Raw genomic sequence first — 14121 nt, 5'->3', positions numbered from 1 at the left:
CGCTTTTCTTCAATAAACACCCTTGTTGACTTCTGTAAAACCTTCATGATTTCCTCCTGATCATCACGTTGCTCACCTTGTTTTGTGTGCTCCGTTTTTTGATGATGCAATCATATCACCCTTTTCCTAGTATGTCAATGGGGTTTATCTATTTAGGTTCTCACCTTTATTTATGACTGGCTATAGATTTTATTTATAACGCCACCGCCTACAACCACATCTCCGTCATACATCACTACAGCCTGGCCTTTTGTGATAGCTCTCTGCGGTTCATCAAATTTCACATGAAGGATGCCATCCGGTGTCTGCCATGCAGTGGCAGGCTGCTCTTTGTGACGGTAACGGATCTTGGCAGTCACTCTTTTCGGCTCAGCTAAGCTGTCCACAGAGATCAGATTTACATTGTCTGCCTCCAGTTCACTGCTGAAAAGATCTGCGTTGTCCCCGAGAACTACCGTATTGGTCTTCGGAGAGATCTCACAGACATAAAGACGGCTGGCCGCCGGAATGCCAAGGCCGCGGCGCTGGCCGATCGTGTAATGGATGATTCCCTTATGGCGTCCGATATAGTTTCCCTCTTTATCTACAAAATCACCCTCCGGTGTTTTTTTGCCTGTGTACTTCTCAATAAATTTCGCATAGTCGCCGTCCGGCACAAAGCAGATATCCTGACTGTCATGCTTTCTGGCATTGATAAAGCCATGTTTTTCGGCAATGACACGAACCTGGTCCTTCCGGAGACCTCCAAGCGGAAGCTTTACATGTGCCAGCTGTTCCTGGGTCAGCATATAGAGAACGTATGACTGATCCTTTGTATCGTCCACTGCTTTTTTCAGAAGGTAGCGGTCCCGTTTCTCATCGTACTCCACTCTTGCATAATGTCCGGTTACAATATAATCGTAGCCGATCTCCTGCATGCGGTGAAACATTTTATCAAATTTCAGATATCGGTTACAGTCGATACATGGATTAGGGGTGCAGCCGTTTTCGTAGGCATCTACAAACCTGTCCATAACCTCTGTATGGAAATCTGCGGTAAAATTAAATACGTAGTAAGGCATATCCATCTGATAAGCCACGCTTCTGGCATCCTCCACATCGTCCAGGGAACAACAGGTCTTTTCCCTGTGGACACCGATATCCTCGTTGTTATAAAGTTTCATGGTTGCACCGATGCACTCGTCACCGGATTCCTTTGTCAAAAGAGCTGCTACGGAGCTGTCCACACCGCCGCTCATTGCTATGATCGCTTTTTTCATTTATATCTTAACCTTTCCTGATGATTGATGATTTCTCAGCTTTGCAGCCTGTATTCTCTTACAGTTACTGCAATTTCGCATTTATTATAATATGGCAGTTATTCTTTGTCCACGATTTTTCACCCGGAACCTTTGCTTTGCTTCTTTCCTGCAGGCTCTCTTTGGTATATAATAGAAAATATTTTTCAGAAAAGGATGTGACTATATGAAGCTTTCCCTGTTTTCCACGCTGCGAGGATATCGGAAGGAATACCTTCCCAAAGATATTTTCTCCGGCATCATCATAGCAGCTGTTTCCATCCCTATCTCCATGGGATATGCCCAGATTTCCGGGATTCCGGCGGTATACGGACTGTACGGTTCTGTTCTGCCGATCCTTTTGTTTGCTCTATTTTCCACTTCAAGACAGTTTATCTTCGGAGTTGATGCGGCACCTGCTGCCATTGTAGGTGGTGCACTGTCTACTCTTGGCATTGCTGCAGAGTCAGAAGCTGCCATGGATTATGTTCCTGCCATCGCACTTTTTGCAGGTCTGTGGCTGTTTATCTTCTTTCTGCTTCACGCAGATAAGATCGTGGACTTTATCTCCACACCTGTTATGGGCGGTTTTATCAGCGGTATCGCAGTTACCATCATCCTGATGCAGATCCCGAAACTTATGGGAAGTCCTGCAGGATCCGGAGAGCTCCTGGAACTGGCAGAGCATATCTTTGCTGCTGCCAAAAATATCAGCTGGCTTTCCCTCTTCATGGGGCTTGGTGCTCTGGTGCTGATCCGCACATTTAAAAAGCTGGCACCGAGATTCCCCATGGCTATCGTTATTATGGCTCTAGGTGTTCTTTCCACCATTGTTTTTCATGTAGACGAAAAAGGCGTAGTCCTCCTGCAGTCTGTAGAACGTGGGCTTCCCTCCCTGGTGATCCCGGATTTCGGAAATGTTGATCTGACCCAGGCGGCAGGCCGTGGTCTTATGGTTGCTGTTGTCATTATGGCAGAAACTCTTCTTGCAGAGAATACCTTTGCGTTCCGCAATGATTATAAGCTGAACGACCGTCAGGAAATCCTGGCCTGTGCCGCCGGAAATATTGCTGCCGCCGCAGTAGGCTGCTGCCCGGTAAACGGCAGTATCTCCCGCACCTCCCTCAATGAACAGTACGGTGGAAAATCTCAGGCGGTTTCCATCACTGCCGGGATCACCATGGCTCTGATCCTTCTTTTCGGCACCGGTTTTATCGGATATCTTCCGGTTCCTGTACTGACAGCCATTGTGATCTCTGCTCTGATGGATGTGGTGGAAACCCATCTGGCTGTACGTCTTTTCAAAGTAAGCCGTACAGAATTCTACATCTTCATGGCTGCCGGTTTCAGTGTGCTCTGTCTTGGAACCATTTATGGGGTTATCATTGGTATCCTGCTCTCTTTCGTAGCTGTGATCCTGAAGGCCACCAACCCGCCGCGCTCCTTCCGTGGTATGATCCCTGGAAGAGATGCTTATTTTGATCTGTCCAAAAACCGTTTCGCCTACCCTATTAAGGGCGTTGTGATCTACCGTTTCAGTGAAAACCTGTTTTTTGCAAATATAAAGATTTTTCAGGAAGATATTGAGAACAGCATCCGAAAAGACACCAGGGTAGTGATCGTAGATGCCAGTGCTATCAACAGCATTGATGTCACAGCAGCAGACCGTCTGGATGCCATCTCCGCAAGCCTGAAAAAACGTGGGATCCGTTTTTACCTCACAGAGCATTCCACCCAGATCAATGACCAGCTGCGTCAGTTCGGCATCGGTCATATGATCAAGGACGGTATGGTCCGCCGTACCATTCTTGCTGCTCTGCATGACGCAGGGATCGAAGCCCCTTATGAACTGGATGTTCCAAAGGAAGACGAGACAAAGCTTCTGCGCCGCAGTATCGCTTTTCTTCCGGCAGAGGAAGAAAATACCCTGGAAGAGTTCGCCTGGGCTTTTGGTGATGATGCAGTAAAAGAGATCGAAGAATCTGTCCATCACATTATTGAACAGCTGCATCAGATCCCGGATATCCAACGTCTCTCTGAAGAAGGTCTGGAAGAGCTTCTGGATAACTGGCATGGGCTGGGTGTTCTGGATGAGGATGAACTGCTTCGAAGAATTGAATTACATATGGATGAGCTGCCTGAGGAATTAACTTCCGACCGGAAACTGATCCTTCATCTTCTAGAAAAGCGCCGTGGCAAGCTGAAAGAAAAAATCCTTGCCGAGCATCCGGAAGTCCTAGAACGGCTGGAACAGCGCCGGAAAAAGCTGGAAGAACGGCTGGAAAAGCAGAATCCGGAAGCTGTTCAGAAATGGAAGCACTGGAAGGAAGAGCATCTCAAAGACTGATTTCTGCATACATCCCCTTTCCAGGTCCATGATCAGATTGCAGGGTTTCCTGCATATTTCTCACAGATATTGATAAAATCCTGCATCACGGCAGAAGGCCTGCGATCCTTTTTCCAGGCAAGAAGGATCCTGGTCTTCAGCTTCTCTTCTTCAATGATGCGGATTGGAAGATCTGTACAGAGATCTTCCATGGATCTTGGAAAAACGGCGGTTGCAAGACCTTCCTGCACCCAGAGCATGGCGTCTCTGGGATCATCGCAGACACAGAAAATATCCGGCTGGAGATTTTTTTCTCCAAAGGCTTTCATCAGAAATTCTTCGTACCGCCGGTAAATAATGAGAGGGCATCCAGTCAGCTCTTTAAGGCTGATGCCCTCTTTTTTTGTCTCATTTTCCGGGATCTCCGGAGGAAGGACCGCGATCATGGGTTCCTCATCCAGTTCCAGATAATTTAAACCTTCCAGCTTGATAGGTGTACGCACTACCGAAACATCAATGATCCCATCCATCAGATAATTCAGAAGTGTAAAGGTGATCGCATCCCTTACCTCAAAGTTTACATCACAATTTTCCCTGGAAAATCTGGAAATATAAGGCATAATGGTGGTCACTGTGGTTGGCGTGATCCCGATACGTAAAACCTGTTTTTTCCCTGCTTTGGATACTTCCAGTTCTGTGGAACGAACGTAGCTCAAAATGTTCTCTGTCCTGTCATAAAGAAGCTTTCCGGCTTCTGTCAGTGTCACGCCTGCCCTGGTCCGCTCAAAAAGCTTCACCTTCAGCTCTGCTTCCAGCTGCTTGATCTGATAGCTCAGCGGCGGCTGGGACATGTTCAGTCTCCTTGCGGCTTCATTGATGCTTCCTGTTGCTGCGATCTCATGAAAATATTCCAGCTGTCTGATTTCCATATATAAATCCTTCTTTCTTTATCTGGTATATAACACAGGCAAAACCCATCTACTGCTTATTGCTTTTCGCTATCCCACAAAGTACTTTCTTAATTCGGTTAAGAAATACTATATCTGCAATACTTTGTAAATACTATGAATATCTTTCCCACGCAATTATCCGAAAAACCATACTTCTATCATCCCACAGATTTCCGTCCCAGGCAATAGCAAAATTATATTATCATACATTAAAAACAATATTATACGTATTATCTCCATAGGAGTATAATAACAGAGGTTTATTATAGAAAAATAAGGAAACGGAGGAAGAAAAAGAAATGCGAACACTTGCAAAATATCTTCAAAACTACAAAAAAGAAAGCGTTCTGGCTCCTTTTTTCAAGTTTCTGGAAGTTGTATTTGATCTGCTGGTGCCTGTCGTCATCGCCCAGATCATCGATGTGGGAATTGCAAATAATGACCACGGCTATATCGTTCAGAAGTTTTTTATCCTGATACTGATGGCTGCTGCAGGACTTGCAGTCAGCATTACTGCACAGTTTTTTGCTGCAAAAGCCAGCGTAGGCTTTGCCACAGAAGTGCGTCAGGCTGTATTTGACCATATCCAGAAGCTTTCCTATACGGAGCTGGACACCCTTGGCACTGACACGCTGATCACCCGTCTTACAGACGATGTCAATCAGGTACAGAACGGAGTAAACATGGGACTCCGTCTTCTTCTTCGAAGCCCGTTTATTGTTCTAGGCTCTATGGTAATGGCTTTTACCATCAATGTGCGCTGTGCACTGATCTTCGCAGTTGCCATTCCGGTACTGTTCCTGGTTGTCTTTGTGATCATGTTTTTAAGTATCCCGCTTTTCAAAAAAGTACAGGGACGTCTGGATTCCGTCACCCGTCTTACCAGAGAAAACCTGACCGGTGTCCGTGTAATCCGTGCATTTTGCCGTGAAGCTGATGCCGTTGCGGAGTTTGACGAAAGCAATCTTGCACTTACCAGACTGAACGAATTTGTCGGAAAAATCTCTGCACTTTTAAATCCTGCAACTTATGTACTGATCAATATCGCAACAGTAATCCTGATCCAGACTGCAGGTGTACAGGTAAACCTCGGAAACATGCAGCAGGGTGAAATAGTTGCTCTTTACAACTATATGGCACAGATGATCGTAGAACTGATCAAGCTTGCGTCCCTGATCATCACCCTGAACAAATCCATGGCCTGTGCGGATCGCGTTGCCGGAATCCTGAAGGTCGATTCCACCATGACTTACCCGGACAAAGCTTCCTTACCGACTTTGGAAAGCAGTGACTATGCAGTTGCTTTTGACCATGTGAGTTTCTCCTATGCAGGAACCGGCGCACCTAGCCTTTCTGATATCACTTTTTCCGCAAAAAAAGGCTCTACGATCGGAATCATCGGCGGTACCGGAAGCGGTAAATCCACTCTTGTGGATCTGATCGCCCGTTTCTACGACGCAACCTCCGGAGTCATTACCCTCAACGGTCAGAATGTACAGACCTATTCCAGGCAGGAACTCAGGGAAAAAATCGGCGTAGTTCCTCAAAAAGCAGCACTTTTCCAGGGAACCATCCGCGATAACTTAAGCTGGGGACGTGAAGATGCCACGGACGAAGAAATGTGGGAAGCACTTACCACCGCTCAGGCTCGTGAAATCGTAGAGAAAAAGGACGGTCAGCTGGATTTCCGTCTGGAACAGAACGGCCGGAATCTTTCCGGTGGCCAGCGTCAGAGACTTACCATTGCCCGCGCCCTTGTGAAAAAGCCAGAAATCCTGATCTTGGATGACAGTGCCAGTGCTCTTGACTTTGCCACAGATGCGGCACTTCGGAAATCCCTTCACCAGCTTGGTGGAAAAACAACCACCTTCCTGGTATCCCAGAGAGCCGCCAGCATCCGCCAGGCCGATCTGATCCTGGTACTGGATGACGGTCAGCTTTCCGGAAAAGGAACCCATCAGGAGCTGATCTCTACTTGTAAAACCTACCGTGAGATCTTTTTCTCACAGTTCCCGGAAGAGCGTACCAAATATGAAAAAGCGACTGGAAAGGAGGTCCTGGCATGAGTAAAACAGATACAACCGCCAAAAGCAAAAACAGCATGGCAACCTTTTTCAAGGTACTACGTTTCATTGGAAAATACCGTTTTCTTCTCGTATTAAGTGTGATCCTGGCAGCAGTCACTGTAATTTTGCAGCTGTATGTCCCCGTACTTTTTGGTTATGCCATTGATGAGGTCGTTGCTGCCCACGAAGTTGATTTTACAAGAATGGGATTCTATCTTTCCCGTATTCTTGTCATGATCGTATTTTCCGGCATTGCCACCTGGATCATGAGTGTCATCAACAACCGTATGACCTACCGCACAGTACAGGATATCCGTGCAAGATCCATCCGCCATATCCAGAAGCTTCCTCTGTCCTACCTGGACGGACACAGCACCGGTGATATCATCAGCCGTGTCATCGCAGATACGGATATTCTTTCCGATGGTATGCTCCTTGGATTTACACAGCTGTTTTCCGGTGTCATCACCATCATCGGAACCCTGCTCTTCATGTTCTCCAAAAATGTGTGGATTACTCTGATGATCATTGTCCTGACACCTGTAAGCTTTTTTGTGGCGAAATTCATCTCCTCCCATTCCTTCCAGATGTTCCGTGCGCAGAGTGATGCCCGTGGACGTCAGACTGCACTGATCGAGGAAATGATCGGAAATCAAAAAGTAGTTCAGGCCTTTGGTTACGAAAATCGTTCTTCCGAACGTTTTGCTGCGATCAATGAAGAACTCCGTGATGCCAGCCAGAAGGCTGTTTTTTACAGCAGCCTCACCAACCCGTCCACACGATGTGTCAACAACATCATTTACGCAGGTGTAGCTCTTGCAGGTGCCTTTCTGATCCCGGGCGGTCATCTGACTGTCGGTGGACTTTCCGTACTGCTGGCTTATGCAAACCAGTATATGAAGCCCTTCAACGATATCAGCTCCGTGATCACAGAGCTTCAGAACGCTCTGGCCTGCGCTACCAGGATCTTTGATCTTCTGGAGGAAGAGCCGGAAAGCCCGGATCCATCCGGAACTCTTGTCGATGTAAAAGGTGCAGTGGATATCCGGAATGTTTCCTTCCGCTACGAAGCGGACAAACCTCTCATTAAAAACTTTAATCTTCATACAGAACCAGGCAGACGTATTGCCATCGTAGGCCCTACCGGTTGTGGCAAGACAACTTTTATCAACTTGCTGATGCGGTTCTATGACGTCACCGGTGGAAGTATTTCCGTGGACGGAACCCCCATCACCGATGTTTCCAGACATGCCCTCCGCGGAAGCTATGGCATGGTTCTCCAGGATACCTGGATCAAGCATGGAACTGTCCGTGACAACATCTGTATCGGAAAGCCGGATTCTTCTGATGAGGACGTGATCCAGGCAGCTAAAATGTCCCACAGCTGGGAATTTATCCGCCGTCTTCCAAATGGCCTGGATACCATTCTTTATGAAGACAGCTTAAGTCAAGGACAAAAGCAGCTTCTCTGCATCACCCGTGTCATGCTGTGTCTGCCACCGATGCTGATCCTTGACGAGGCAACCTCCAGTATTGATACCCGAACAGAAATGCTGATCCAGGAGGCCTTTGACCGGATGATGCAGGGACGAACAAGCTTTATCGTTGCACACCGTCTTTCTACCATCCGCAATGCAGATGAGATTCTTGTCATGAAAGACGGAAGCATCATCGAACAGGGAAGCCATGAAGAGCTTATGGCAAAAGGCGGATTCTATCAGAATCTTTATAACAGCCAGTTTGTGAAGGTTTCTGAGTAATATAAGCTGATTTTAACCGAATCAGGCAACTGGCTAAATGCGGATCGCAAATATCCGCCTGACTTAAAATTCTCCGGAACACAGATTTTCTGTACCGGAGAATTTTTTTATACTGTATCAATGATATAAAAAAAATAAACATCTCCATATGATATCTATTTTGATATCCAGGATGATGTCTATTTTTATAAAACTATATTCAGCTCTTTTTATATTTTGTCCGAAGAAGCCATTTCTGATCGATCACTTTCAGCTCTTCTCCAAAACGGATGTGAAGCCTTACAGAACCCGGAAGCTGCTCTACATGCTCAATATTTCCGGTTCCGAATTTCGGATGACTGACATCCTCTCCGATCTCATAGCGTACAATACTGTTCTGAGTATTCCTGTGCTGCTGCTCTCTTCTGTAAGTATCCCGCACCGTTACAGTACGGTCATGGATCGGGCTTCGAAGTTTTTTCTCATAGTTGTGTTTCATCAGAGCTTCCCCTGCCTTATAATATGGCGTTGGTGCCGCACCAGTCAGGGAACAGCAGTATTTCCAGGCGCTTCCGTGGGTTCCGTGCTGCCACTGATACTCTGAGGGAATGTGAAAATTATATTGCATATAGTGGGCATATTCATGTTTGTAAAGATCCAGTCGGTCTTCTTTTTTCAGAGGATTTTTTACCGCATAGCCGATAAACAGCAGAGAAAAATGGAAATGCTCTTTTTCGTGGCAGCTGCCTCTTGTATAAGATCCCAGCAGATCCGGCTCCATGCCAAAAGTTATAGGGATCTTTGCTCCGTTAAGATGAAATTTTTTATCGAATTCTGCATAGAGACTTCGGATCTGAGCTGTAAGTATTGGAATTTCTTTCTGCAGGGCCTGTGAAAGTGTCTGATCGATCATTGTATCTGCAACTCCTTATCGTCACCTTTTGCAAATTTATAAAATGAACAATCGCTACTATATCATTTTTCGGAAAAAATGTAAACACCTGAAAAAAATTACTGTTCCAGTTCTTTCCTCACATCCGGGAACATTTCCACACAACGTTTCAGGATTCCCTGCATGTACGCAATGGCAATTCCGTAATTGGTGATAGGAATCTCCTGATCCAATGCACATTTCTGACGGTAACGCATTTCTCTCTCATTAAGCATACATCCGCCACAATGCACGATCAGACTGTACTTCGTCACATCCTCCGGGAAATCTCTTCCGGAAGAATACTCAAATTCCAGCTCTTTCCCCGTATAATTACGGATCCAGCGTGGAAGCTTGACTGTTCCGATATCATCACACTGCCTGTGGTGGGTACATCCCTCTGAGATCAGGATCTTGTCACCGTCTTTCAGCCGGTCCAGTGCTGCTGCCCCAGCTGCCGCTGTCTTTAGATTTCCTTTAAATCTGGCAAACAGAATAGAGAATGAAGTAAGCCAGATGTCTTCTGGAGTTTCTTCACTGACTCTGGCAAAGACCTGGCTGTCTGTGATCACAAGCTTTGGTTTTTTCCCCAGGGTTTCCAGTGTATTGGAAAGCTCATCCTCTTTGATCACGATGGCTACTGCTCCGGCTTCCAGCACATCACGGATCGTCTGCTGCTGCGGAAGGATCAGACGCCCTTTTGGTGCAGCTTTATCTATGGGAACTACAAGAATCGCAAAATCTGATGGTTCAAGGAGATCCCCTACCAGACGCAATTTCAGTTCATCCGTTACTGCCAGCGAAGCGATCTTTTCTTTCAATTCGTAGATATTCTGACCGGTGGCGGCGCTGGCATAAATAGATTGCTCTGTGTTCTGGTTTTCATGATCCTGTTTCTGGCTGACACTGCTCTCTTTGACCGCACCCGCATGGGTATTCTGGTTTAAGTTATTATCTGAAGAAAGCCGGTTCCCATCTTTTGTTTTCAGCAGATCTGCCTTGTTATAAACAACCAGATATGGAATCTCCTTTTCTTTAAAAATATGGATCAATTCTTCATCCACACTGGTTTTTCCCACAGTGGCATCTACTACAAGAACTGCTACATCCACTCTGTTCAGCACCTGTTTCGCCTTGCGGACGCGAAGTTCTCCAAGATGTCCTTCATCATCAATACCTGGTGTATCTATGATTACCACCGGGCCCATAGGAAGTAGTTCCATGGCCTTACTTACCGGATCTGTAGTAGTTCCCTTTACATCGGATACCACAGCCAGCTCCTGGCCTGTCACCTTATTTACGATACTGGATTTTCCTGCATTTCTTCTGCCAAAAAAACCGATATGTACACGGTCTGCTGACGGTGTTTCATTCATTCCCATAATTTATCCTCTTTTCTTTCAGCATCAGACAGGTCCTCATCCATTCCTGTTCCTATCAACCTGCTTCTTTTTGATTTTTCAAAAGCCGGACATTCCTTCCACTCTTATATCATAGTGTAGTATCTCTTTCAGCATTTCTTTTATCCAACTGTGTGGGACGTGTCATATTGAAATCATAAAGTCGATCCAGCTTTTTGATCTGATCCTGGATGATCTCATCATCATTAGGAAGATATAGCTCTCCTGTATGCATTTTTTCTCATTGAGCGCATGTCAGCACCTCCTTTTTTTGCGTTTTTACAAAAATGATATTTTTTATGTTATCATATCCTATATTCACCTACAAGCATGAATTTTCTGAATAATCCGAGGCTTTTTCGTGAATCTGTTATATTTATATATAATCTGCAGATTTATCTTCTGTCAACAGATTTCTGTATTTTTGCTATTCACAAAATCTTCCACCCTGTCGGATCACTTTATTTTTCTGCTCTGTTTCCAATTCTTCATCGGTAAAGATCAACTGGTACTCACTGACATCATTATATTTTATGAGATTTTTTTTGCCAAACTTGGTATGGTCCGCCAGAAGATAGCTTTCCTCTGCATTGGCATACACGCAGCGTTTCACAGCTGCTTCGATCTCTCTAGTGGCCGATGCTCCAAAAGAGGCATCTACTGCACTGGCTCCAAAAAAAGCTTTGTCATAATGAAATCTGGATATATTTTTATTTTGTTATTTATGTGCTATTTTATATACAGAAACACCTATACTCATCTTTTACAGAAAGGATCTCGAATATGAAACCATTATCTTCATTTAAGCCACAGGCTGTTTTCAGCGATATTGACGGCACTTTACTAACCTCAGAACATGTGGTATCTCCGCTGACTAGTTCCGCCATTCATACTTTGACAGATCAGGGCGTTCTGTTTACTATTTCTTCAGCACGAAGCCCTTCCGGCATCCGTCCTATTATTAAAAAAAATGATTTCCATTGTTGTACCATTGCATTCAGTGGTGCACTAATCCTGGATGAAGATCAAAATATCCTTTACGAAAAAGGAATAAGCATTTCCGACGCTTCCAAAATCATTGATGTGATCGAAAAAAAATGTCCTCACGTGACCTGGAATGTTTTTACCTCAGAAGACTGGATCGTAAAAGACCGGACAGACCCTCATGTGATCCATGAAGAAACGGTTGTGGAAACTACCTCTATAGAGGGATCCCTTCAGTCTCTCTCAGATACGCTTATGGTAGATAAAATCCTGTGTATGTGCGATTCTGAATATATGTCACCGTCAGAAACACTTCTTCGCAAATATTTTCCGGAATTATCTATTGCAAGATCTTCCGATTCTCTTCTGGAGATCATGGCTGGCGGCATAAACAAAGCGGAAGCTGTAAAATATCTTTGTGATCTTCGAAAAATCCCTCTTACCAGTACTATTGCATTCGGAGATAATTATAATGATCTGGAAATGCTGGAGGCAGTAGGATGTGGAGTTTTGATGGGAAATGCACCTTCTGAGCTGCAAAAACATTTCTCTTTTGTAACAAAGAGTAATGATCAGGACGGGATTTTTCAGGCCTTTAAAGAATTGGGAGTTCTGAATTAAAGAATATTTATAACAAATAGAAAGTCTCTTCCAGAAGATAATTTTTTATCTGTACCTGTGAAAGAGACTTTCTGTATTTCAGTAGATATTATTTATTTCAGTGCCGTTCCGGCTTTAAAAGCATCGCCGACTTTTTCGCCAAGACGGATATATGCATTGTTGAACGGATCAAAAGTGATCGGTGCTACTTTTGCAACATCTACGTTTCCATTTTCATCCAGAACGCTCTCATCCACGCTGACATTTACGATCTCACCGATCAGCCGGCAGGTGTCTTTATCATAGCTTTTCAGCTTACATTCTATACAGATTGGAAGCTCTTTGATAATAGGTGCATCTACTTTTTCAGATTTTTCTGCTGTAAATCCGGCTTTTACAAATTTATCCGGCTCTTTGTTTCCGGAAACAATTCCTACATAGTCGCAGGCTGTCATATGCTCCACATCTGCCATACTTACTGTAAAAGCGCCTTTTTTCAGGATGTTTTCAGTTGTTTTATGATTTTCACTGACACAGATGGAAATTTCCTTATCATCGCTGATTCCTCCCCAGGCTGCATTCATAACATCCGGTTTTCCATCCTCACCATATGTAGCGATCATTAATACCGGCTGTGGATAAGTGTAAGGCTTTGCTCCGAAATCTTTTCTCATGATCTTTCACTCCTTTATTGTATTGCCGTTACTTTTTATAAATTGACGTACAAGCTGCAGACCTCCCAGCGGAACACAGAATTTATCTCTGTGCTGACTACATTGCTGATACGTTTCTTCCAGATCAAACCACTGTACCTCTTCTACTTCTTCCTTTTGAAGTGTAAGATGATCGATCTCTACCGGGTGATCGTAAATATAAACAAAAGCGATTTCTTCATCCCGGAATATTTTTCCATGAAATTCTCTGGCAAAAGATATGGGGAATTTTCCTGCAAACTGCAGATCAGCTGATTCTGCATGGATTCCCAGTTCTTCTTCCAGTTCCCGTAATGCCGATTCCATTGGTTCATCTCCCGCCTGTATGTGACCTGCAGATGAAGTATCAAATTTTCCAGGAAAGGAGTCCTTGTTTCTGGATCTTTTCTGAAGAAGGATCTCTGTTTTTTCATTCCTCCGACGGATGATCCAGATATGAGCAGTACGATGAGGGATTCCTTCTGCGTGAGCAATACTCCGTTCTACGATCTTTCCAGTGGGATTTCCGTTTTCATCTATGATATCAAATAATTCCATTTTTCTGCTTCTTTCTCATAAATTATTCTTTCTTAACCAAACCGATTTCATTCTAGCATGATTTCGAAATAGTTTCCAGTCTGTTATCAGAAAACATTCTATAGGGGATTACTTGATTCGGTCAAATATTACGATATATATAACGGATATTTATACAAACATATAAAAAGTGCCTGTAAACAATTCCTTGTTTACAGGCATAAAAAAACTCCCCCTGTTGGACTCGAACCAACGACACTGCGGTTAACAGCCGCATGCTCTACCGACTGAGCTAAGGAGGATTACTTAAATATTTAATTAAGGTTTGTACCTTAAAAACTACATACATGCTTGTTGATCGTTAATCAAACTCTTTGAATCAATTCTAACCTGCGTACCGATACTCCAGCGGTGGTCATCTCACGACTCCGTCGTTCGATGTCATTTGCTTCGCAAATGTTCAGTCTGTACCATAAATGGTTCTCCACAAGCAAGCTTGTTCCGCCCCATTTCTGTTACATCCTGCCCGCTTCCTCGGCTTGTTGGTCAAGCCCTCACCCGATTAGTAACAGTCAGCTCCATGTGTTACCACACTTCCACCTCTGCCCTATCTACCTCG

The 14121-nt window shown here is 44.6% G+C and carries 12 protein-coding genes and 1 tRNA gene; 4 read left to right on the top strand and 9 right to left on the bottom strand.

The annotated features are described in order from the left end of the window. Positions 1–170 precede the first annotated feature (170 nt). Positions 171–1259, bottom strand: coding sequence for a tRNA 2-thiouridine(34) synthase MnmA (gene mnmA / locus AB5026_RS04420; RefSeq protein ID WP_368212835.1), 1089 nt, complete (start codon positions 1257–1259; stop codon positions 171–173). Between the two features lie 205 nt (positions 1260–1464). Between mnmA and AB5026_RS04415 the strand changes: the two genes are divergently transcribed. After that, a complete protein-coding gene (locus AB5026_RS04415; protein ID WP_368212834.1) occupies positions 1465–3624 on the top strand; it encodes a SulP family inorganic anion transporter in 2160 nt (719 codons plus the stop codon). A gap of 32 nt (positions 3625–3656) precedes the next feature. On the opposite strand, the gene AB5026_RS04410 is transcribed toward AB5026_RS04415, so the two are convergent. Further along, the gene (locus AB5026_RS04410) at positions 3657–4532 is read right to left on the bottom strand and encodes a LysR family transcriptional regulator (protein ID WP_021652963.1); all 876 of its coding nucleotides are present in this window, start codon (positions 4530–4532) and stop codon (positions 3657–3659) included. Between the two features lie 320 nt (positions 4533–4852). Here AB5026_RS04410 and AB5026_RS04405 point away from each other — a divergent pair, with 320 nt between their 5' ends. Together AB5026_RS04405 and AB5026_RS04400 are read left to right on the top strand one after the other, a co-directional pair. Beyond that, complete coding sequence (locus tag AB5026_RS04405) at positions 4853–6619, top strand: ABC transporter ATP-binding protein (protein WP_368212832.1); 1767 nt, start codon at positions 4853–4855, stop codon at positions 6617–6619. Next, positions 6616–8379: an ABC transporter ATP-binding protein gene (locus AB5026_RS04400; RefSeq protein WP_368212831.1), complete on the top strand. Its 1764-nt coding sequence runs from the start codon at positions 6616–6618 to the stop codon at positions 8377–8379. Before AB5026_RS04405 ends, AB5026_RS04400 begins: the two co-directional genes overlap by 4 nt. Before the next feature lie 199 nt (positions 8380–8578). Here AB5026_RS04400 and AB5026_RS04395 read toward each other — a convergent pair whose 3' ends face one another. From AB5026_RS04395 to AB5026_RS04380, 4 genes are all read right to left on the bottom strand, one after another. Continuing rightward, the gene (locus AB5026_RS04395) at positions 8579–9271 is read right to left on the bottom strand and encodes a hypothetical protein (RefSeq protein WP_021652967.1); all 693 of its coding nucleotides are present in this window, start codon (positions 9269–9271) and stop codon (positions 8579–8581) included. A gap of 98 nt (positions 9272–9369) precedes the next feature. Next, the gene (hydF, locus tag AB5026_RS04390; protein WP_129975359.1) at positions 9370–10671 is read right to left on the bottom strand and encodes a [FeFe] hydrogenase H-cluster maturation GTPase HydF; all 1302 of its coding nucleotides are present in this window, start codon (positions 10669–10671) and stop codon (positions 9370–9372) included. Positions 10672–10780: 109 nt separating this feature from the next. After that, the gene (locus tag AB5026_RS04385; protein ID WP_015526815.1) at positions 10781–10924 is read right to left on the bottom strand and encodes a maltose acetyltransferase domain-containing protein; all 144 of its coding nucleotides are present in this window, start codon (positions 10922–10924) and stop codon (positions 10781–10783) included. Positions 10925–11116: 192 nt separating this feature from the next. Beyond that, positions 11117–11395 (bottom strand): hypothetical protein, encoded by a 279-nt coding sequence (locus tag AB5026_RS04380; RefSeq protein ID WP_092070922.1) that lies wholly within the window; start codon positions 11393–11395, stop codon positions 11117–11119. Positions 11396–11472: 77 nt separating this feature from the next. Between AB5026_RS04380 and AB5026_RS04375 the strand changes: the two genes are divergently transcribed. Beyond that, positions 11473–12294 (top strand): Cof-type HAD-IIB family hydrolase, encoded by an 822-nt coding sequence (locus AB5026_RS04375; protein ID WP_015526816.1) that lies wholly within the window; start codon positions 11473–11475, stop codon positions 12292–12294. Positions 12295–12386: 92 nt separating this feature from the next. On the opposite strand, the gene AB5026_RS04370 is transcribed toward AB5026_RS04375, so the two are convergent. From AB5026_RS04370 to AB5026_RS04360, 3 genes are all read right to left on the bottom strand, one after another. After that, positions 12387–12947 carry a flavin reductase family protein gene (locus AB5026_RS04370; protein ID WP_173722674.1) on the bottom strand — a complete coding sequence of 187 codons (561 nt, stop codon included), beginning with the start codon at positions 12945–12947 and terminating at the stop codon, positions 12387–12389. A gap of 6 nt (positions 12948–12953) precedes the next feature. After that, positions 12954–13523, bottom strand: coding sequence for an NUDIX domain-containing protein (locus AB5026_RS04365; RefSeq protein WP_021652971.1), 570 nt, complete (start codon positions 13521–13523; stop codon positions 12954–12956). A gap of 208 nt (positions 13524–13731) precedes the next feature. After that, a tRNA-Asn gene (locus AB5026_RS04360) sits at positions 13732–13804 on the bottom strand. Between the last annotated feature and the right edge of the window lie 317 nt (positions 13805–14121).

This window comes from Blautia sp. RTP21359st1_E11_RTP21359_211015 (genome assembly GCF_040910705.1).
Classification (GTDB): Bacteria; Bacillota; Clostridia; order Lachnospirales; family Lachnospiraceae; genus Blautia_A; species Blautia_A fusiformis.
The sequence above is the reverse complement of the archived record's forward strand: the minus strand, read 5'-3'. Positions and strand labels throughout refer to the sequence as shown.

What these genes read in the sequence shown, in the direction of transcription:
- AB5026_RS04400 (WP_368212831.1), top strand. Translation starts at nt 6,616, where the DNA reads ATGAGTAAAACAGATACAACCGCCAAAAGCAAAAACAGCATGGCAACC.
- hydF (WP_129975359.1), bottom strand. Translation starts at nt 10,671, where the DNA reads ATGGGAATGAATGAAACACCGTCAGCAGACCGTGTACATATCGGTTTT.
- AB5026_RS04365 (WP_021652971.1), bottom strand. Translation starts at nt 13,523, where the DNA reads ATGGAATTATTTGATATCATAGATGAAAACGGAAATCCCACTGGAAAG.
- AB5026_RS04405 (WP_368212832.1), top strand. Translation starts at nt 4,853, where the DNA reads ATGCGAACACTTGCAAAATATCTTCAAAACTACAAAAAAGAAAGCGTT.
- mnmA (WP_368212835.1), bottom strand. Translation starts at nt 1,259, where the DNA reads ATGAAAAAAGCGATCATAGCAATGAGCGGCGGTGTGGACAGCTCCGTA.
- AB5026_RS04415 (WP_368212834.1), top strand. Translation starts at nt 1,465, where the DNA reads ATGAAGCTTTCCCTGTTTTCCACGCTGCGAGGATATCGGAAGGAATAC.
- AB5026_RS04410 (WP_021652963.1), bottom strand. Translation starts at nt 4,532, where the DNA reads ATGGAAATCAGACAGCTGGAATATTTTCATGAGATCGCAGCAACAGGA.
- AB5026_RS04395 (WP_021652967.1), bottom strand. Translation starts at nt 9,271, where the DNA reads ATGATCGATCAGACACTTTCACAGGCCCTGCAGAAAGAAATTCCAATA.
- AB5026_RS04385 (WP_015526815.1), bottom strand. Translation starts at nt 10,924, where the DNA reads ATGCATACAGGAGAGCTATATCTTCCTAATGATGATGAGATCATCCAG.
- AB5026_RS04370 (WP_173722674.1), bottom strand. Translation starts at nt 12,947, where the DNA reads ATGAGAAAAGATTTCGGAGCAAAGCCTTACACTTATCCACAGCCGGTA.
- AB5026_RS04375 (WP_015526816.1), top strand. Translation starts at nt 11,473, where the DNA reads ATGAAACCATTATCTTCATTTAAGCCACAGGCTGTTTTCAGCGATATT.